This window comes from Collinsella sp. LCP21S3_A9, from assembly GCF_052118785.1.
Taxonomy (GTDB): Bacteria; Actinomycetota; Coriobacteriia; order Coriobacteriales; family Coriobacteriaceae; genus Collinsella.
In genome coordinates this window covers 119,468-139,586 of record NZ_JBQKGN010000002.1, presented here as the reverse complement: position 1 = coordinate 139,586, position 20,119 = coordinate 119,468, and the positions used below count along the sequence as shown (strand labels likewise).

The window sequence follows — 20,119 nt, the reverse complement described above, 5'->3', positions numbered from 1 at the left end:
GCCCTATCCAACCAATACTGCTCCCAGAACATTTGCGAGCTTCTTGGCGGGGCGCCTATTCGCTTTTTCACCCATCGCCACGAGCGCATGGTTGCAGTCATCCCCATTCATGTCGCAAACAATTCTAAGCTCATGCCGTGCCCTCGAAGCAGCCGTATAAAACAGAGTTCCAGGCTCAGGCATGTAGCTCATGGACGGCTGTTCCCATAAGGCTTGATCAACATCAATCATAATTACCGCAGCAGCCTCCATCCCCTTGAACTTCCTCACCGTATGGACGGGAACCTTCTGACCTTTCCATCTCTTTAAGCTCAGATCGCCAGTGAAACAACTCGACAGCTTAGAGTTTTCCAGTGTCTTGCATGTGATAACCACAATGTCATTAATACCAGCGTTCTTGAGTAGATCAATGTGCTTATCCACAAATGCCTCTTGCGCGGCGGCGTCACAATCAATCATAAGCAATGGAGGTTTTCCGAGCCTAGCCATAACCTGCATTCTAAAACCATGCGCCTCACCAAGAGCACTCAAGGAAGACCTCTCGATAGCCTCCGTATTCCGGCAGTTTACATAAAGCGTTAGCTTGCAATCGGCATCCATAAGGAAGCTGGGCATAGTTGAGCCTTGGACAAACTGCCTTTTGTCGTAGAAGAGGTACATCGTGCTTTCCGGCCTCGAGTCCACGATAGAACGCAAGGTTTCGAGCACCATCGCATCTTCAATGAGTTTGAGGCCAAAGTCTTGGCCTTCGTCTATTACGATGTGCTGATAGGGAAACGAGTCAGGGTGCTCCATGAGTTCTTCGGTCAGGCTGGCGTAGTTTGGCTCGAGAGAATTGCAGACCTTGCAGGCGTAGCCCGGAATTGTATAGACGTCAATTTCCGGGACATCGTCGCACCTTCTAGTAATCTCTTCCTTCAAAAGCGAGTTAAAGCACAAAAAGAGAACCCTGCCCGTACAGGCGGCCTGCCTAGCTCTCTCAATTGCAATGAGAGTTTTGCCAGTTCCTGCCGCCCCGTTAATTACCGCTGTCTTCTGATCCTTTATGAAATTCAACACGCGAGCTTGCGAGTCCAGCAGCCTTGCGAACACGAAGTCGTTATATCGATAGTCCACCGAATTCGTCGGGACGATATCGAACTCCGGCAGGAGCACTTTATGCAAGACCTCTTTAGCCTCATCATTGGAAAGCCTCGTCTCCCTTCCTCCGACATCCATGCTCATGATGCGAACTATTTGTTGAGTTGGATCCCCAAGGTCCGTCTTGCACAAAGTAATATCGCGAGAAGCCTCAGGAGAGTAGTCGATAAAACCGAGCTCGTGGGCGCCCAAAGACGGAAGCCAAACCGCGTGAGCAACCTTGCACCTATTGCACAGTTCTCTCAACCCTACATCTTCAAATCGATTAATGAGCTTCCATTTGATACTATCCGCCTGCCGGTAAGGACCCCCGTGCCTTCTCATTGACACGCCGCTACCGTACAACCACTCACCGTTTTCGCAGCGAATTCTCCCCGCTTTCGCCTCGATAACAAGAATGCCGAGCTTGCGATTAAACACGATAAAATCGGCTTCTCTCTGCTCGATCGCGTTTCCATTCACAATATCCAACATCTTGTATGAATGGATAACCGTAAAATCATCGGGAAGCTTACTCAACGCGTAATAAATCTCCCCTTCACGGCTCCGATCGTCGTAGTCAGCCGGGCCAAGGCTCGGTATCATTCTTGCAGCCACAGTTATGCCTCTTTATAAATCTCGCTCATCACATCTTCGGCGGAGCAATCGCCAACGACAAACAGGCTCCAACCCGAAATGTTGCGCCAAGCAGGCCCAAATACATCTTTGAAATCGCTCGCCGCTTCTTCATCAAGAAGAATGACCTTGGACTTACGCCAAACAAACGTGGCGTAAGCGCTGTCGCCGCTAGCATTAGATAGATCCACGTCTTTGTCCGGAGTCTCCCAACGCAAATGCGGATCGTAGCTCGCCATCTCACAAACCAGCTCGGCCCATTCATCCGTAGAACCAGATTGGATTGACAGTTTCATCGCTTCGGCCAACGATAGCGCCTTGTTGTTTGCGCCATCATCAGAGGCATATAGCTCAAACCCAGCAACCGAGTCCGAGGCATCCGGCTCGCAATCGAGTTCTTTATCCTCATCGGCATTGCCGACAGAACAAACGGAAGGCGATACAGCAAGAAGAGTCCCCAAAATTCGCTTTGCAGCGCCTCGAGAAAGATTCGCCTGCACAGCTTGGTTGTAATAATTTGCAATACAACCGTAGCAGCAAGTTTCTTCACCGCATCCGCAATGACCGTCTACGACCTTATATGCCTCTTCAATTAGTTCCGCCACCTCTTTGCTGAGCTGGCGCACATGACCGGCTCCTCCAGGCACGTCATCATAGATGAGTATTGAGAAGCTGCCTGCATCATTTTTGTATGTAGTCCCTCCGAGTTCGGTCTCGGGAACCTCAAGGATTTTAGCCGCAGCGGTAACCAGCGCCCACATCACAGCTTCCCAGTCGCCATCGCAGCAAACCGTCGCCGCATCAAAATCAAATACGAGCTCGAGAACGTCGCTCACAAATGCCGTACCCAGTGCGCTGAACCTATTAATCTTTGGAGCAGCGCCGCTCTTCTCGCACCAGTAGGCATGTTGAATCTTCTCTCCACCAACAGCAGCGCGATTGCAGTAAGAGCAGACTTGGAAGCCCTTAGCAGGGCTATTGAGCACACAAAGTTGCCCGTTCTCGGCATATTTTACTTTCACCGCACCGCCAGGAAAACAAAACTCTCCGGTCGCAGTCTCGTTAGGCCAGTGCTGGCTAAAGTGCACCGATGCATACCCCTTTGGCCTCGGCCTTCTAATCCCGATGCCTTTTTTGTTTTCTGTGCCGACAAAACCATAGGAAGGTATGAGCATATTCTTTTCGAGAGCAAACTCGGTATGGCAAACGGGGCACTCGCCTTTATCACTGTAGTTTTCAATGGGCCACACAAATGTTTCGCAATTTGGGCACTTTCCATACCTGCGCTTTCGCAACTCTTGCCCTTTCGGCTTTCTGAGTCCGACGGACTTCCAAAGCGTCTTGCCGGCAACGATTTCCGCCCCCGGTGCATATTCCCTAATGGCTTGACGCATACCCCTAGAAAGCTCGAGCCTGTTCTCACCTACAGAATTCTCAATATCAAGAAGATGGAGCTCTACGAGATCAGTCGGAAACCCGTACTTAGGCAATACTCCGTTCTCGGCAAGAATTGCGATAGTTCTCTCCTTCTTGAGCGCATCCCTAGACTTTAAAAGCTTGGATGCGAGAATGTCGTTGACGCCCATATTCAGCTCAATACCATCCTGAACACGCTCAAAATCAGCATGCTTAAGGCTATGTGCCAGGAGAAGCCTGCCACCGCCTCCATTCTCAGCCGAATCGATTGGCCCAACGAGCTTTGCTATCCACCCCCACTCGTTTACGCCAACTTCTTCCGCCACAGGCATGCCTTGCGGAACAACGCGGACGAGCTGTTCATAGACACTCTTTGGCCGCGATGCAAGGAAGCGGCGAAGATCTTCGAGGCCTTCCGGCTCCGATTTAGAAAGATCCATAAAGTCGTTGTATCCATGAGAGTAGTCTTTGCCCAGGCTCCGGCTCGCGTAGCGAAAGAACTCAGACATAGCGACAGCGAAAACATGCCGTATCGCAATGGCATCGTTATTCAGATAACACATTGGCACTCTCGTGTTGCCGCCAATTATCTTGGCTGGGTCCTCAAAGTACGCGACATCATGGGGCCGCAAGCGAGCAAATGTGATGGCATATCCAGGCTTGCCAGCGCGGCGTCCAACGCGTCCAGCACGCTGTGTGTAGTTTGCAGTGCTGGGCGGAACATTTCTCATAAAGATTGCCCTCAAATCACCGACGTCTACACCCAGCTCAAATGTCGTTGTGCAACTCAAAACATTAACGTCGCCCTTAATAAAATCGCTCTGTATTTCCCTGGCCTTTTTAGAAGACAGCTGCGCCGTATGCTCTTCGATTTTGAGAGGAAGCGCCTCATCTTGATATACCGTTTTATAGTAGCGGTCTTTGCCTCTTGCCTCTGCGAAGCTCATTTTCACCATCGTGCCGTTGCATTTCGTTGTCATGCAAACACCATGCGTATCCAGGTGAGTCTCACATCCGCACGCATCACAACGATAGACAATATCATCGTTGGAATGCGGATACATAGTCCAAATATCTCTGCCAAGCCTAAAGTGTTCACGCGAATCGATCAGATATCCTTCGCCCCTAAATAGCTTGCAACTTAGATACTCCCCCATAAACTGGAATAGACTTTGCAGAATCGGGCGAACGTCCTCACGGGTCAGCTCGATACCGTGGACCCTTTTGACGTACTTGCGAATAAAGGCGCTGCGCTTATTTTCTGTACCACGTACCGCATCTCCCGCAAACTGAACAATATCCTTTGACGCAGAGCTGTCGCTCTCAAGCACGACAAGGTTGCCGCGCTTCTCATGATTGTTTCTTAGTTCAGGGACCCCTTCAGGAACCTCGATAACGTTTTTCTCTCGGAGCAGTTCAAGACAGGTCCTTGCAAACAAAATGTAGTCTTCGCATGAAAGCCAGGTGGCCCCATCGGCATTAAGTATATCCACTTGCCTTGCGACAAGCTTTTTCGCCCCAGGATGGGAAAACCCCTTGTTAAATTCAGTAGGCTCGATCCTTACAACGCCAAGGCCTTCAAGGCTGTTCCGCGAATCCTCGGCCGCAAGCTCATCGAGAACCCAGGCCGTCGCCTGGCCCCTCTTGTTGGAACCCAAGACCCCCGGATATCGCCTCTCTGCAACACTTGTTATCCAATCAATAACTGAGCTCGGCTTACAGCCTTCACCGTCGCGAGACAGAGCCTCCACCGCTTCTCTTATCAGCTGACGACGTGTGATGTTTCCATAAGTTCTGTCCAATGCGGGCGCGAAGAAAGCCGCGTCCTGGCGCTTGTCCGAGAAGCAAATAACACTTCCGGCCCTGCGTTCTTCATCGAGGTCTGCAAACAAATCATCCTCGTCAGCCTCCTCATCAAAAGGAGGAATATCCCTGACTAAGTCGTAGCAAACGACACTGCCCGCAGCTTCAGGCGAAACGCGCATAGGCTGAATTGCCACAACGGACTGATATCCACAATGGCGACAACGCGCTTCTGCCTCATCTGCTTGTTTTTTCTCGTTTTGGTTGAGCGCAATTGGGATGCGGGCGACAATCTCATGCTCGAAACGATGAGCACCACCCTCGGCTTCATGATACAAAGACCCGCATATCGGGCACAGCCATTGGATCTTCTCATCGGGATCTCTCTCCGATTCGTCAGAGAGAAGACGGTAATAGACCCTCGGAAGAAATTCGTCGTCGGAATCCGTTCCTTCATGTCGAGGACTAAGCCACGCAGTCTTCACCTCGGGATCGGAGCTCTCCTCACCAAGGATGTATGCCTGCCCACAGTGGCGACAGACCGACACCTCATATACAGGAGTATCGTTTACATCGTCATAATGCTCCGCAATCGTTTTGTGAGGAGTCAGCTTACGTGTATGCAGATTTAAATAGATGCCCTCAGGAGCACGCAAGAAGGAATGGTAGCGACTCGTAAGAATGGGGACATCCTTGGAGCGCTGCGCAGAGGAAAGCACCTCAACCATGGCAGTGAGGATTTCCACACCTCTCTTATCTCCCGTGAGCCCTTCGATCTCAAGCTCCTCAATGGTGTCAAGATCAGTGAGGTCGAAAAGACGCTCGCAGCGTCTCACCAGTTTTGCCGCAGACGATTCACCCAGAAGGATCTTTCCTAGTCCCATTAGGGGGGACTCGCCGTCTAGTCTCGCTACAACCTCTTCAGGAGCTCCACCAGATGCGAGTGTGCTGCGAATGTCTTCTACGTTTACGTTTTCAGGATCGGAAAGTTCCCTGCGAAGTTCCGCCCAAGTGTCTAGAGAAAGCGTGCCCCAAGGCTTTTCATCAAGAGCATCTTGGGGCTGATCTTTCTCACTCGTGATGACATCGAGATCTGCGGGATCACCCGAGAAAGGCTCGCCAAAAAGATCCCGAGCAAATTTAGCCACCTTCGGCATATCTTCTTCCGAGCCGATTGTTGCGGAAGTTGCGTAACAATGAAGCTTGGGCAGCTCCCCCGTTTCCGATTCGATACGAGCCTTTACTCGACGCAGCAAATATGCGATTTCGGTGCCAAGCGCGCCCGAATAAACGTGCGCCTCATCGATGGCGATATGCCGCCAGTTTGCACCAAATGCCCCTTCGAACAGCGGCGCATCCTCCGGACGTAGAAGGAGATACTCAAGCATAGAGTAGTTTGTAAGCAAAATGTTGGGTGGGTTCTCACGTATTTTCTCGCGAGAGATGATTTCATTTGGCAGTCTAGTTTGATCCGGGTTTTCGTCTTTCCACTTACGGAGAGCCACGGACTCTTTCTCCTCAGTGTCGCCGGTATAACGCCCGAAGGTAATATCGGTCCCCTTCAGCAACTGGCGCAATCGTTTAAGCTGATCGTTTGCAAGGGCGTTCATCGGGTAAAGAATCATGGCACGGACGCCAGCGGATCGCCCACTCTTTTCAAATTCTGAGAGGATGTCATTCAGAATCGGAAGCAAGAAGCACTCAGTTTTACCCGAACCCGTGCCCGTAACGACGGCGTAATTACACCCGGCAACGCTCTTTTCAATAGCCTTAACTTGATGCACATATAAGGGGCGATAGGGGTCAAAATTACGTGCCTCTCCGCCGCCTAAACTCATCATGCCCTTGCAGAGAAGCCCCTCGTCCACCAGGTCGGCCACAGTTTTATCCTTGCGGTACGGAGGCGCCGCCTCAAGAAACGGTCCCTTTGCAAGATATCCCGGCTCGCAGAGAATCGTCTCAAGCTGCTTCTGCAAATCCGCGTCATCAAAGTGAATAGTAGTGGCAATGTATTCACGATAAGAGTCCTCCACTTTGCGCGCAGTCTCAATGGGGTTGAATTCTTTTACATCCGTCATTATTTGCTCCCGCTATTTAAGAATGATACTGGTCGCGTATTCTCGCCGAGGGTCTCCAAAGAAGTCGCTCGGTGACATTTCAACTGCGACCTCTCTCTTGTTGCCCAGCTGCCTCACCACGCTTGATGGAAGGGCGACCTCCGCAGAGCCCTTTTCCGCAAAGGCCGTAGCAATCGGCTTTTCGCCTCTTTCCTTATACTTGGAAAGTCCAAAAAACCTGAAATGAATGTCGCATAAGGGCTTGCCTTCGAACCGAAGGACATACCCAAGAGAATCGGCCGGCAATAACTTCCAGCCGTTAATGCCGAGCCCTTCAGCGCAGTCAAGCATTTGAACATCAGTCCAGGCCGGCTTCAGTTCTCCCGTTGACACGTCATCGCCATACCACAGGGACAGCTTCAAGGGAAGGCGGATGGGCGCCTTATTATCAGCTTGTTGTAAGAGACTTGCATGCCTAAAAAGATTGAATCCGTATTCGCCAGGCTGCTTGAGTGCCTTGAAGAAAAGGGGTCTTGAACCGAGTAACGCCAGCACGGCCCTGTTATACCTCCAACCATAGGAGACAATCTTAAAGTTTGCCGCGCTAGGACCGAGCTCTAGCGCATCCGCCAAACAGATTGGACGCTCTTCGGATAGATTCGCTAGTCTATCTGGTATGTCAACATCTATTGCAGCAAGGGCCAGCTTGGCATCAGTTTCTTTGCCACTCCCTTTCGATCGGATGCGAACGCGCAAGAACTCATCCTTCAGGAGAGCCTTCGCTTCATACCGCTCCCACGCATTGAGAGAATCGGGACTGTCGCATTCGCCTGCCATATCAGCCTCTTCACGAATACGCACAACATCAATGGGAAGGCACGCCTGGAAACCATATTCAGCTACAGCACGCCCGTGATCAATGCTGATGGACAGAGGCCTAAATTCTTGTATGGGTACCACTGCGAATCGGTAGCGGAAAACAACCTTACCACCGGCAGATTTCTGCCTCGCCTCTAGGACGCATTCTTCAATATGCCAACTGAATAGACTCGTTTTTGAGAGATTGAGTTCTATTCTTGCAATACCTGAATTTTCAGTATCGTCCTCATATAAGGCGCAACGAGGCATCGACACCAGCTCGCCATCGCAGCAGCACATGATGTCCAAGTCTTTTAGGGCGCTCGCGCCATCAAGCGCTTCAATGCTCACAGAGGGCAGGCCGTCGCTGGTATTGAGTTCGTTCGGAACGCACCCATACAAGTCAACGCCGTCGCTCGTTTCTCCGATAATGCGATGCTTATCAACCTTTGCGACATAACGTTCTTGCCAAACGGCAACTTCCTCGCCCGTAAGCTCGTCAACAACCGAACCTGCCGAACCGGGCTCAACGTCGTAGATATAAATCTGGTTATCGTTCCAATCGCCAGAAGCCTCATACTCCGAAACGGCTTTCATGCCTTGCCCGGGAACGATCTTGTATCCGTCTTTAACAATGTATGCGATACGACGCTTTTTCGTTAACCGCTCGTTCTTGCCACGCAAGCGATAGAAGCCCTTAGCGTCCTTTATAAATTCAAAACAACCGGGCTTGTTCCTACTGAACGACTGGCTCAAAGAGCTAAGCTCGATGTAGTCACCCGCTCGCTCATCTTTCTGCATGAGCTTCAATTCCACGTCGTAACGAGCCCGAGGGTTAACGGCAATACTGACGGCATTCAAAATGCATTTTCCGACACTCATATCGAATTCAGAGCTTGCCTTTAGCTCGCCGTCAACATAATAGTCAATCTTGTCACCAGCAAAATGCAGCGGGAACTGTTGGCGCGGCCAGCGCATGGTCACAACACCCTCAGATAAATCCAGCTGCAAACTGGCAATCGGAAGATAGATTAATCGGTGGGTGCCACTTCTCCGCTCTTGCGTCTCAGCAGCAGCCCTTCCTCCGGTCGCTAAGGGCTGCACACGCTCTTGATTGTCACGAAGGGCCTGCATTGCAGCTTCAGGCAGACCGAAACTAGATAGCATCGTGTAGCGGCTTCCAGCCCTATTCGTGTCAACAATTTGCGCCGCCACGCGCATGGACGCCTCAAATAATGGAGCAATGGTTGAATCGGGCGCTTTCTCAAGAATGTTAAGGACTGCCTTTTCGGGAGCATACCGACTCTCAGGATTCTTTAGCTCCCTAAGAACGGAGCGCCCGTCCATCTCTCCGCCAAAACCTAAACTGCCTTTAGAAACTTCTTTCGCAAGCGGAAGTAATTTCTCCCACAGGTTTGACCAAGAATCTTCCGATAAGCCTCCGTGGAGGAGTGTGGTGTAGTAGTAGTAATTAACTTCCTCATCACGGCCGTACAAAGGCATTCCACGCTCTTCAACATGTTTCATAAAAATATGCTTTACAAGCCCCTGTACGTTACTGTCGAAAATGCCAAGACTCGCGAAGAAATTGCCCCATAAGTTATGATCGTTGAAAACCCTGCGCGCCTTGTCAGCAACATAAACCATAAAAGCGTTCGGCAAACACCTATCAATCAGCATCAGAACAATGCGAGGTTTTGTCGGGTAACGTTTTATGAGTTCTTCAAAAGCAGTGCTGAGCTCATCAAGGTCTGCCGAGAATTCCTCAAACGTCTGATAAACCATGACGTTTTCAGACCTTGAGTCAAGGTCGTCAAAGGCACCCCGAGCTCTTTCTTCAAATTCCTCCAACTTTGCCGAAAACAACCCATGCGAGCGTGTGAGCGGAAAATGGCTCAAGTCGTATTCATATTGCTCTATCGAGGACGCTGTCTCGGTATTTGACTCGCGAGGAGATTGGCTTTTCGGCAGGACTTTCACGTTCGTCGTATTCTCGACCATCTTGGGCTGAAGCATGGAGGCCGCGAAGTCGTCGGGGGCCGCACGGTATTTCTTTCGCATCCTTATGATTGAATCGGCATATCTGCTATCAAAACGAGCGTCTATTTCTTTATCGGCAAGAGACAAAAGATCGGGCAAGTAGCAGAAGCCAGCTTTCTGAATTGAACGCTTCAGCCGTACATCATCAAAACTAAGCTCCGAGATGGACGTTTTCTCCAACCTCTCCAAGTAGTTCGATTCGCTCATCAGCATCCCCTATGCCGCGATTGCATTTGATGCCGTCATTTCTGGCCTTTTATTAACACCGATCTGGCATGACGTGCTTTTAATCATACCGTGAGACACATACGCAACCCAACGAACAAAGCTGTCCAATGGGCCGTTTCTGCAGACGGTCGTTATCATCCGGTGAACAGCGCTTGGAAGTACCTGCTATGGCTCAAGTGTCTTTTATTGCACAACAAAACCGCCGCCAAAATGATTCGATTGTGAACATAGATGCACGGATCTGCCGACCGGGAGTCTAGGTTTTCCCTACGGTCTGTCGCCTTGCCCCAATCCCGCAAGGTGCCCACACGCTATTATCGATATAAATTGAATGGGCAAGCATTACAGGAGGGGCTCTGCGTGCCAATTGAAAAGCAAGTTCCATACTTGCAAAACACTTCTGGCTCGGTAATTGACAACCACTACGAAGCTCATAGGGCTGTCCAGCTCTCCATCGCCCGCGGCTACGCTGACCTTGTCAACGGCCGCGTGCGTCCTTGGAAGCAGGCAAAAGCAGAGGCAGATCGGATGCGAGCCATCAGGTAAGGTCACCCCTCCCCCATGTAACCATCCTGTAAATCATAGCGGCGCAGTCGAGTTTTACCGTGATGCGGTCGCGCCGGGCGCTCCACTGTGCTAAAGTATCCCGAACGTTCAAACGACTACGAGGGGAACTAGAAGATGGCACGTGTGCACAACTTCTCAGCTGGCCCGGCCGCACTGCCCACAAGCGTGCTCGCCGAGATCGCCGACGAGATGATGGACTACCGCGGTTGCGGCATGTCCGTGCTCGAGATGAGCCATCGATCTAGCATGTACCAGCAGATCATCGATGACGCCGAGGCAACCCTGCGCCGCCTGTTGAGCATCCCCGACAACTACCGTGTCCTGTTTTTGCAGGGCGGCGCCACGCTGCAGTTTGCGGGCATCCCCATGAACCTCATGCGCCGCGGCCGCGCCGGCTACGTCGTGACCGGCAACTTCGCCAACAAGGCGTACAAGGAGGCCGCCAAGTACGGCGAGGCCGTGCTGCTCGCGAGCTCCGAGGACACCAATTTCGACTGCATTCCCGCCATGGCCGACGTCAATGCGCGCATTGCCGCCGAGGCCGCGGGCGACGGGCTCGACTACGTCTACATCTGCCAGAACAACACCATCTTTGGCACCATGTACCACGAGCTGCCCGCTTGCGGCGATGTGCCGCTGGTCGCCGATGTCTCGAGCTGCTTTCTGTCGCAGCCGCTCGACGTTGAGCGCTACGGGCTCATTTACGCCGGCGCGCAGAAAAACGCCGGCGCCGCGGGCGTGACCGTGGTTATCGTGCGCGACGACCTCATCGCCGATGGCCCAGCCTTTGCGCAGACGCCGCAGTACATGGACCTTAAGATCCAAGCCGCCAAGGGCTCCATGCTCAACACGCCCAACACCTTTGGCATCTACGTGTGCGGCAAGGTATTCCGCTGGGTGGAGCAGACCGGCGGACTCGCCGCCATGGCCGAGCGCAACTGGGCCAAGGCCAACCTGCTCTATGACCTGCTCGAGCACAGCGAGCTGTTCCATGGCGCCACGCAGGCCGACAGCCGCTCCATCGCCAACGTCACCTTCCGCACCGGCGACGCCGATCTCGACGCGGCCTTTGTCGCAGGCGCGGCCGAGCACCAGATTCAAAACGTCAAGGGCCATCGCCTGGTGGGCGGCATGCGCGCCAGCGTCTACAACGCCGTAACCATGGAAGACGTGCAGGCACTGGCCTCGTACATGAAGGACTTCGAAGCGCAGCATAGTTTGAGTCCGCGATCTAACTAGCCCGCAACACGCGGGCCGACCAGCCACTTCAAACCACTTGTTATAAACAAACCCGCTAAGGAGTTTTTCATGCGCAAGATCAAAACCATCGACGACATAACCAAAGACGGCAAGGTCGAGTTTGGCGAGGGCTACGAGTTTGTGGGCACCGCCGAGGAGGCCGACGCCATCCTGATGCGCTCCACCGACCTGCACGGCTACGAGCTGCCCGAGGGCATCCGCGCCATCGCCCGCTGCGGCGCCGGCGTCAACAACATCCCCATCGAGGAGTACGCCAAGAAGGGCGTCGTCGTCTTTAACTCCCCCGGTGCCAACAGCAACGCCGTCAAGGAGCTCGTCCTGGGCATGCTGGTGCTTTCGAGCCGCGGCGTGGTGCAGTCGATGAACTGGGTGCGCGACAACGCCGACGACCCCGAGATTCAGGTCGATGCCGAGAAGGCCAAGAAGGCCTTTGTGGGCCGCGAGCTCAAGGGCAAGCGCATCGGCGTCATCGGTCTAGGCAACGTGGGTTCCAAGGTCGCCAACGCCTGCGTCGACCTGGGCATGGACGTCTACGGCTACGATCCGTTCATTTCCGTCGAGCACGCGTGGGTGCTGAGCCGCGAGGTGCAGCGCGTGGGCACGCTCGAGGACCTCTGCCGCGGCTGCGACTACCTCACCGTGCACGTGCCCAGCAAGGCCGACACCATCGGCATGATCAGTACCGAGCAGATCGACCTGCTGGCCCCGGGCGCCGTGCTCATCAACTACGCGCGCGAGACCATCATTGACGAGGACGCCGTTGACGCCGCCCTGCGCGAGGGCAAGCTGAGCTGGTTTAGCTGTGACTTTGCCACGCCCAAGACCGTCAAGATGCCCAATACGTTTATCACCACGCACTCGGGCGCCGGCACCGGCGAGGCCGAGGCCAACTGCGCCGATATGGCCATCAGCGAGCTCAAGGATTACCTGGAGAACGGCAACATCGCGCACAGCGTCAACTACCCCGCCTGCAGCATGGGCAAGGCGCGCGCCGCGAGCCGCATCGCCTGTCTGCACGCCAACGTGCCCAACATGATCGGCCAGATCACGGCCATCCTGGCCAAGGACAACGCCAACGTACAGCGCATGACCAACGAGTCTGCCGGCGAGAACGCCTACACCATGTTCGACACCGACGAGCACCTGGACAGCAGCACCATCGAGGCGCTCAAGCAGATTCCGTCGATGTATCGCGTACGCGTGATCAAGTAGCGTCGGCGCCAAGCCTGCCAGACAGGCAATGAAGCTCATTCGGCCCCCGTTTTCGCGAAACGGGGGCCGATTTCGTTGCTCCGGCTGGTTTTAAAAATGCTATCCAGAATAAGTTTTTTCGGATAATCGACAGTCATGCCTAAATCACTGAGCGCACCTGCTCTGATAAACAGCTTTATCAGGGACTTTAGTAGGTAAAAATCGATCTCTCTGTGCCAAATGTAAGTTGACTGTCTATTTTCCGAAACAACTTATTCTAGATAGCATTTTTAGGGCCCTCCAAAGGCGAAATTGAAGCCTTTTTGCGACCAAAACTCTAGTCCGCGCGACCGTTTTCCACCCGCACGGCTACATTCCCGCCCAATCGATAAAAATCTCCTCACGAAGCCGCCGTTCGAGCTCCTGCTGCCGCGGCGTCTTGTCTTTCAACGGCACATCGAGATAGGACATGATGAGTTCCATCACCACGCGGAAGGCATCGGAGTCGACCAGCTGACCATAGGTCATCAGAACGACAGGATATCCCATCGCTTGAAGGGCCGTCGTTCGATCGGAGTCCGAGATCTTGGATTCTATGGATCCGTGAATGGCTTTACCTTGACATTCAACCAGGCACTCTCTGCTGCCGTCCTTATTTGACAGCAGGATATCGGCGTAGCGCCTATCAAGCCCCGAAATCAGGCGGGCGCTGCGCGTCATGCGAATCTCAACGTTATTGGTAAGGCGCAGCCCTTCGCCGCCGCGCAACCTCGTAAGGCCAAACAGCATCGAAGCCTGGACCTCGAGCGGCGATGCCACAACCCCCGTAATACATTTCGCGGCACGCGTGAACGATTTAGCACCGCGGAGCCCCTGGATCTTATCGACGTACTCGGTTAGTTCAGAGAGCTCAATCAAGGGCGGTCGTTTCCACAGGTCCGTTGGATTCCCCGAGGTATCCTTTACGTTTTCCCAGCCCAACCGTGCGTCACCCCACCGGCCCCCATATGCCTGCTCAAGCGCCGACTTTACCTGAGACGCAATCTTGCACACGGCAAAGGTGCCGCACATCTCATACATGCACATAATCAGGCGCTCATTTGAGACCGAGGAAGCCAGGGTCAGCAGGGTAAAGAGCGGGGACGCGACATCAAGGCCAAACTCTGTCTGCCGCACGGAGCCAAACGGCCTCTCCCCGTTCCAAACATGCCTGACAATGCGGCCGCCCTTGCGCCCGCAGAGGCCCTGCGCCAACACGTGTAGCGGAGTGCCCAGGAAATGCTTGACGAGCGGGTGCTCACAAAGATGCTCCCTGCGCGGATCGTCCGCAGAATCGGGCAGGTCCGGCATTATTGCCAAGACCTGCGGAGGTATCCGGTGATACCGAAAGGCAGATATGTCGCACAGCATGTCATCCATAAAGGCTACGTACCCATTGCGTCGTTTGTGAGCCTGCCCGGACGCCAAACGCGATGGCTCGGCCTGCGAACGGTTAATACTGTTACGCACACGTCGCGAATCCTCCAGGTGGCTTACAATCGGTTTTGGAAGCAAACTGATTGTGAGGTTGCATATGGTTGATGAGAACTTTGCCTGGCGGCTTACGCAGGAGCTCGTGAAGATTGATAGCTCGGACCCGGGCGCCTACGAAGGCGAGATCGAACACTTCATTAAGAGGCTCATTGAACAGCAGCTGGCGCAGCTTGATAGTCCTGCGCTCGATGCCGTGCAGGTTGCAGAGCTCGAAGTACTCCCCGGGTGCCGCAACCTTATGGTCACCGTGCCGGGTGTGAGCGACGAGGCGCGACTCGTCTACATCTGCCATATGGATACCGTCACCCTAGGAGATGGCTGGGACGCGGACACGCCGCCGCTTGGGGCGGTTGTGCGCAACGACAAACTCTATGGCCGGGGCGCCTGCGACATGAAGGGCGGTCTGGCCTGCGCCATTACCGCGCTTGTCCACGCACTCGAGCGCGTGGCGGCGGATGGTGAGCTGCCCCACCGCGGCTTCTCGCTTATTTGCTCGGTCGACGAAGAGGACTTTATGCGCGGCTCCGAGGCCGCCATCGATGCCGGCTGGGTCGGCTCGCGCGAATGGGTGCTGGACATCGAGCCCACCGACGGACAGATTCAGGTGGCGCACAAGGGTCGCACATGGTTCGAGATCGAGATGACCGGCGTCACGGCGCATGCGAGCCAGCCCTGGAAGGGAGCGGATGCCGTCGCCGCCATGGCCGAGGCCGTCTGTGCGCTGCGCCATGCGTTCGCGGCGCTGCCCGTGCATGATGAGCTGGGGGCTTCGACCATCACGTTTGGACAGATCGAGGGCGGCTATCGCCCCTATGTCGTGCCCGACCGTGCCAAGGTCTGGGTCGATATGCGCCTGACGCCGCCGACCGATACGGCCGCCGCGACGCGCATGGTAGAGCAGGCCATCGCCGACGCCGAAGCCACAGTCCCCGGTTGCCATGGAAGCTATACCGTGACAGGCGACCGCCCCGCCATTGAGCGCGATCCGGTCTCTCCCCTTCTAGCCGTGCTCAAGCGTGCCACCGATGACGTGACAGGCGCGGACACGACCGTCGGCTTCTTTACCGGCTACACCGACACTGCCGTCATTGCCGGCAAGACGGGTAACCGCAACTGCATGAGCTATGGCCCCGGCTCGCTCGCGCTCGCGCATAAGCCAAACGAGCATGTGCCCCACGCCGATATCGTTCGCTGCCAGCGGGTGCTGATCGCGCTCGCCGACAACACGCTCTGGGGCGCGAATAGCCAAGTTGGGGCATAATAAGCCGCAAACAAACCGACTCGCGCGTTAGGACTGTCCATGAAAGCTCTTCCGTTTCCCTGCATCCGCCCAGCTCAGGATCGCGTGCTCGAAGCGCTGCCCGCGATGGACAGCATTCTGAGTGACAACGACGCCCTGCGCGGTGCGATTGCCGATGGGCTCCTGCTCAAGGATCCAGGTGCGGCATACTACGTGTACGAGTGCTCGGGAGAGCCGGGACGTGTAACGGGTGTCGTGGCGATCTGCCCGGTTAACGTGCTGACGGGTAACAACGAGGCCGCCGCCGAGAGCGTCGACGCACTCGCCGCCGCGCGCGCGATCGCCGAGCTCAAGGTGCAGCCGCGCCCCGTGTCGCTCGCCTACGAAGCCTCGCCCGTCATGGATATCATCCTGGGCGCCGCCAAAGAGGGCGCGTCGCTCTATGCCGTCACCGACCCCGCCGGCATTACGCATCGCGTATGGGAAGTCAAGCGCGAGGACGCCGTTGCCGCCATCCGAGCCATGCTCGATCAGGCACCGGAGCCGGCGCCGGTAGACGACCCCGCCTACGCTGCCGCGCTGGCAGGGGCGGCGCAGCTGCTGGCCGATGAGGCCCGCGCAGCCGGCACCTACACGGGCAAAGAGCCGTTCAACTTTTCCGTGGCCGTGCTGTTCCCCGCCGCGCAGGTCGCCAGCGGCGCGCCGCAGGTTCCGACGGGTCTGCTCACTCACCAGATCTCACGGTTCTAACGGGGCCTAAACGCCCAGCACAAAGACTCGTCAGCTCAACAAGCAAGGGGCGGGGATACATGCGCATGCATCCCCGCCCCTTTCGCATCGAGCAATTATGTCGGCGATCCGCATCGCCGCACCCGCGCTACCCACGCCGCGGGCCCGCTGCCGCCACGAGCGGCTCTAGCCCCAGCTCACGCGCGTAATCCTCCTGCGCAAAGACTTCGACCAGTTCAAACGTATCGGTTGCATCGTCAAACGCAAAATGCAGAACCGAGCAGTTGCCCGGCACGCGCTCGCGCTCGTCGGCCGCCGCCCCCCTAGAGTGGTCCAAAAACTCCTTGATGGCCGAGGCATGGCTCACCGCGAGCACGCACGAATGGTCCGGGCGTCGCATAAGATCGGTCAACGTCGTCACCATGCGCTCACGTACCTGCATCTGGCCCTCCCCGCCAAACTGACGATAAAAGTCACGCCACGGACGCTCGGGCATCAGCATCACGCGCTCGGCCTCAAAGTCGCCAAAGAACCACTCGCGCAGGCCATCCAGACGCTCGTAGGCAAGGCCCGGCCACAGGCTGGCGATAGTCTGCTCGGTACGGTGCAGCGTCGAGGTGTAGGCGTGATCGGGCTCAACGCCACGCGCACGCAAGAACATACCGGCACGCGCCGCCTGCTCGCAGCCCAACTGCGTGAGCGGCGAATCGCTCCATCCCTGAATAATGCGTTTAAGGTTGAATATTGTCTGTCCATGACGGACCAGATACAGATCTTTGTTCATAGGGGTCCTTTCGTTCGTTACCAATCAAGGAGCGAAAACGCCCCGTCGCAATAGCCAAAATGAAGCACGGCACCGTTGTCGGGCTGCTCTCCCCCGCCGGTCACGCATCTAAGAAACTCCTGGCAGGCAGAGCCATGAGAGACCGCAAGCACACGATCGTGCTGCGGTCGGGCCATAATACGGGACAGCGCCGCGACCATGCGCGCCCGAAGCTCGCCTTCCGACTCGCCATCAAAGGCCACCGGATAATCGCCCCAGGGCTGCGGCGGCATATCGCGATTTGATGTGCCCTCCAGCGTGCCCAGGCGCCACTCGCGCAAATCATCGACCGGCTCTATGGGAAAATCCTCGCCAACGATCAGCTCGGCCGTGTGGCGCGCCCGACCCAACGGAGACGAATACGCGTGGTCAAAGGAGATGCCGCGCGCCTCAAACGCCGCGCGCGTCGCCAGTGCCTGCTCGCGCCCGCGCTCCGTGAGCGGCGAGTCTTGCCAGCCCTGCAAAATGTTCTGCACGTTAAGCTCGGTCTGCCCATGCCGAACCAAATACAGATCGGACACACGCCCTCCCCTCGCACCACCACAAAGGGGACAGGCACCTTTGTGGTGGTTTGCCGCCGGATCGCGCCGCAACGACGCAACTACACCAGCACGTCGGCAAGCGGACGCTTGGGCACGTGATGCACCTGCGCCTCGTCGCGCCAGTAATTAATAGAACCGTCGGGGTTGGAATCGATCGCGTCGATAACCTGGGTCTCGGCCGGCACGCCAAAAGCCATGATCAGCTTGAGCTCGTACTTGTCGCCGTCGAGCCCCATCGCATCGATCGCGCGGGGCGTAAAGGCCTTGAACATGCAAGCCGCCACCTCGGGCGTTGCGCTGCGCGCGGCGAGCATCATCGTCTGAGCCGCGATGCCCGTGTCGACCTCGGTGATAGGCGCGGCGGGTTTGCCGGGAACGGTGCGCTCGGCAAGAATTGCAATGTAGCCGGTCGGACGCTCGCCCTCGGCAGGACCCGGCCAGTCCTTGAGCGCCCCGGCCCATGCAAGCTCGTCAAACACGCGAGCGCAGTCCTCGGCACCGCTCACCACATGAAAACGCAAGCGCTGAGCATTGGCGCCACAGGGGACCAGGTGCGCCAGCTCTGCCAGCTCGAGCAAAAACTCGCGCGGCACGCGCATGGACTCGTCAAAACGGCGGCATGTGCGGGCGCGGCGGACCAGCGCATCAAACACATCCAAGCCAAGCTTTTCGCAACCCTGCTTTGCCATCGACTCGGCGCTCAACGGCACCACGGGAACTGCTTCGTTCATAGGGACCCCCAAAAAGCCAATTGTTCTTAGGAAAATCTAACCTAAAACGCAGGCAATAACGAACAGAGCTGCAATGTTCTACACCTGTTGAATAGAAAATCGCGACGTGGGGAACAACGGAAACAAATCGGGGCCTTTGAGTTGCGTTTCGCCCTCCCCGGCCCATACGCCAGCGCCTTTAGGCGATACTGGTTGTAACGATCGCGGCTTACGCCGCACAGAAAGGAGGCCTCATGGGCATCTTTAAGAATGACGACCAACAATCGAGTCTGTTTGGATTTGACGAGAAAAGCATGGCAGGCAAGGCGATTAAAGCCGTGCGCTGGATCTACGCCGCCACGGGCGTCATCGCGCTCATCGCCGGCATCGCGCTGCTGTTTGCACCCGCTAAGACCCTCGTCTTTTTGACGACCGTACTGGGCTTCTACTTTGTGATCACGGCTGGCGTCAGGCTGTTCACCGCCATTTTTGAGCCGCTGCTGCCCGCCGGCTGGCGCGTCACGAGCATCCTCGCCAACCTGCTCATCATCTTGGGCGGCGTGGTGATCCTGCGCAACCAGGCGCTTTCGACCGCGACGCTCAGCACGCTTGTGGTGGTCGTGGCCGGCTTTGGCTGGATTGTCGAGGGCATCATGTCGATTCTGGAGTCCGAGCTTTCTTCCAACCGCGCCCTCGCCATCCTGAGCGGCGCGCTCTCCATCATCGCCGGCGTGTTCGTGTTCATCTACCCGCTGTGGTCGGCAAAGATGCTCGTCATCTTTACCGGCGCTGCACTCCTGGTGTTTGGCGTGACGCTGGTTATTCGCGCTATCCGCTTTGGCAAGCTGGTGCACTAGATGCCGCGAACGCTGTTTATTGATGCCGACGCCTGCCCGGTCACGCGTGAGTCGATCGACTGCGCGCGACGGGCGGGCGTCGCCGTGGTTGTCGCCGGCAACAGCACGCAAAACCTGGAGCGGCACATTCACCGTGACGACCCGCGCGATGCCGAGCACGCGCGACGTGGCTTTTGGGTCACAACACTCGACGTGAGCGTAGGCGCCGATAGCGCCGACTTTGCCATTATCGAGCGTCTGCAGGCAGGCGATGTGGTCGTGACACAGGACATTGGCCTGGCCAGCATGGTGCTCGGTCGCGATGCCGCCGCCATCGGCGTGCGCGGGCGCGTGTACGACAAAGCCACCATCGATATGCAGCTGTTTATTCGTCACGAAGAAAAGAAGGTGCGCCGCGCCGGCGGTCGCACCCGTGGACCGGCAGCCTTCACCAGCGAAGACCGCGCCCGCTTTAAGCGCAACCTCACCGACCTGCTGCGCTAACCAAGGTAGATTTTTGGGACATGCCTA

General features: G+C 55.9%; 13 protein-coding genes. 6 read left to right on the top strand and 7 right to left on the bottom strand.

Going from position 1 to position 20,119, the window contains the following annotated elements; genetic code table 11:
* Positions 1-3: 3 nt before the first annotated feature.
* The 3 genes from ACTQ05_RS01410 to ACTQ05_RS01400 are packed head-to-tail and all read right to left on the bottom strand — an operon-like array spanning position 4 to position 10,136.
* Positions 4-1,737, bottom strand: coding sequence for an ATP-binding domain-containing protein (locus ACTQ05_RS01410; protein ID WP_441537792.1), 1,734 nt, complete (start codon positions 1,735-1,737; stop codon positions 4-6).
* Between the two features lie 2 nt (positions 1,738-1,739).
* Positions 1,740-7,052 carry a DEAD/DEAH box helicase gene (locus ACTQ05_RS01405; RefSeq protein ID WP_441537791.1) on the bottom strand — a complete coding sequence of 1,771 codons (5,313 nt, stop codon included), beginning with the start codon at positions 7,050-7,052 and terminating at the stop codon, positions 1,740-1,742.
* Positions 7,053-7,064: 12 nt separating this feature from the next.
* Positions 7,065-10,136 carry a hypothetical protein gene (locus ACTQ05_RS01400; protein ID WP_441537790.1) on the bottom strand — a complete coding sequence of 1,024 codons (3,072 nt, stop codon included), beginning with the start codon at positions 10,134-10,136 and terminating at the stop codon, positions 7,065-7,067.
* Between the two features lie 702 nt (positions 10,137-10,838).
* Between ACTQ05_RS01400 and serC the strand changes: the two genes are divergently transcribed.
* Together serC and ACTQ05_RS01390 are read left to right on the top strand one after the other, a co-directional pair.
* Positions 10,839-11,963, top strand: a complete 1,125-nt coding sequence (gene serC / locus ACTQ05_RS01395; RefSeq protein ID WP_441537789.1) for a 3-phosphoserine/phosphohydroxythreonine transaminase — start codon at positions 10,839-10,841, stop codon at positions 11,961-11,963.
* 69 nt (positions 11,964-12,032) lie between these two features.
* Positions 12,033-13,196 (top strand): phosphoglycerate dehydrogenase, encoded by a 1,164-nt coding sequence (locus ACTQ05_RS01390; protein ID WP_427796062.1) that lies wholly within the window; start codon positions 12,033-12,035, stop codon positions 13,194-13,196.
* 348 nt (positions 13,197-13,544) lie between these two features.
* On the opposite strand, the gene ACTQ05_RS01385 is transcribed toward ACTQ05_RS01390, so the two are convergent.
* Positions 13,545-14,525 carry a hypothetical protein gene (locus ACTQ05_RS01385; RefSeq protein WP_441537788.1) on the bottom strand — a complete coding sequence of 327 codons (981 nt, stop codon included), beginning with the start codon at positions 14,523-14,525 and terminating at the stop codon, positions 13,545-13,547.
* 223 nt (positions 14,526-14,748) lie between these two features.
* On the opposite strand from ACTQ05_RS01385, the gene ACTQ05_RS01380 reads away from it, so the two are divergent.
* Together ACTQ05_RS01380 and ACTQ05_RS01375 are read left to right on the top strand one after the other, a co-directional pair.
* The gene (locus ACTQ05_RS01380; RefSeq protein ID WP_441537787.1) at positions 14,749-15,969 is read left to right on the top strand and encodes a M20 family metallopeptidase; all 1,221 of its coding nucleotides are present in this window, start codon (positions 14,749-14,751) and stop codon (positions 15,967-15,969) included.
* A gap of 39 nt (positions 15,970-16,008) precedes the next feature.
* Positions 16,009-16,698, top strand: a complete 690-nt coding sequence (locus ACTQ05_RS01375) for a DUF1015 family protein (RefSeq protein WP_441537786.1) — start codon at positions 16,009-16,011, stop codon at positions 16,696-16,698.
* Between the two features lie 127 nt (positions 16,699-16,825).
* Here the strand turns inward: ACTQ05_RS01375 and ACTQ05_RS01370 are convergent, their stop codons facing one another.
* From ACTQ05_RS01370 to ACTQ05_RS01360, 3 genes are all read right to left on the bottom strand, one after another.
* A complete protein-coding gene (locus ACTQ05_RS01370; protein ID WP_441537785.1) occupies positions 16,826-17,461 on the bottom strand; it encodes a histidine phosphatase family protein in 636 nt (211 codons plus the stop codon).
* 17 nt (positions 17,462-17,478) lie between these two features.
* Complete coding sequence (locus tag ACTQ05_RS01365) at positions 17,479-18,021, bottom strand: histidine phosphatase family protein (protein ID WP_441068362.1); 543 nt, start codon at positions 18,019-18,021, stop codon at positions 17,479-17,481.
* 80 nt (positions 18,022-18,101) lie between these two features.
* On the bottom strand, positions 18,102-18,773 hold the full coding sequence (locus ACTQ05_RS01360; RefSeq protein ID WP_441537784.1) for a nitroreductase family protein: 672 nt from the start codon (positions 18,771-18,773) through the stop codon (positions 18,102-18,104).
* A 233-nt stretch (positions 18,774-19,006) separates the two neighbouring features.
* Here ACTQ05_RS01360 and ACTQ05_RS01355 point away from each other — a divergent pair, with 233 nt between their 5' ends.
* Both ACTQ05_RS01355 and ACTQ05_RS01350 read left to right on the top strand, forming a co-directional pair.
* Positions 19,007-19,609, top strand: coding sequence for an HdeD family acid-resistance protein (locus tag ACTQ05_RS01355; RefSeq protein ID WP_118099399.1), 603 nt, complete (start codon positions 19,007-19,009; stop codon positions 19,607-19,609).
* Positions 19,610-20,092, top strand: a complete 483-nt coding sequence (locus ACTQ05_RS01350; RefSeq protein ID WP_441537783.1) for a YaiI/YqxD family protein — start codon at positions 19,610-19,612, stop codon at positions 20,090-20,092. It begins immediately after the preceding gene.
* The last annotated feature ends 27 nt before the right edge of the window (positions 20,093-20,119 follow it).

Bases quoted from the DNA above. Each gene is read 5' to 3' on its own strand.
- ACTQ05_RS01370 (WP_441537785.1), bottom strand. From the start codon at position 17,461: ATGAACAAAGATCTGTATCTGGTCCGTCATGGACAGACAATATTCAAC.
- ACTQ05_RS01390 (WP_427796062.1), top strand. From the start codon at position 12,033: ATGCGCAAGATCAAAACCATCGACGACATAACCAAAGACGGCAAGGTC.
- ACTQ05_RS01405 (WP_441537791.1), bottom strand. From the start codon at position 7,052: ATGACGGATGTAAAAGAATTCAACCCCATTGAGACTGCGCGCAAAGTG.
- ACTQ05_RS01400 (WP_441537790.1), bottom strand. From the start codon at position 10,136: ATGAGCGAATCGAACTACTTGGAGAGGTTGGAGAAAACGTCCATCTCG.
- ACTQ05_RS01350 (WP_441537783.1), top strand. From the start codon at position 19,610: ATGCCGCGAACGCTGTTTATTGATGCCGACGCCTGCCCGGTCACGCGT.
- ACTQ05_RS01380 (WP_441537787.1), top strand. From the start codon at position 14,749: ATGGTTGATGAGAACTTTGCCTGGCGGCTTACGCAGGAGCTCGTGAAG.
- ACTQ05_RS01360 (WP_441537784.1), bottom strand. From the start codon at position 18,773: ATGAACGAAGCAGTTCCCGTGGTGCCGTTGAGCGCCGAGTCGATGGCA.
- serC (WP_441537789.1), top strand. From the start codon at position 10,839: ATGGCACGTGTGCACAACTTCTCAGCTGGCCCGGCCGCACTGCCCACA.
- ACTQ05_RS01385 (WP_441537788.1), bottom strand. From the start codon at position 14,525: ATGCCGGACCTGCCCGATTCTGCGGACGATCCGCGCAGGGAGCATCTT.
- ACTQ05_RS01355 (WP_118099399.1), top strand. From the start codon at position 19,007: ATGGGCATCTTTAAGAATGACGACCAACAATCGAGTCTGTTTGGATTT.
- ACTQ05_RS01375 (WP_441537786.1), top strand. From the start codon at position 16,009: ATGAAAGCTCTTCCGTTTCCCTGCATCCGCCCAGCTCAGGATCGCGTG.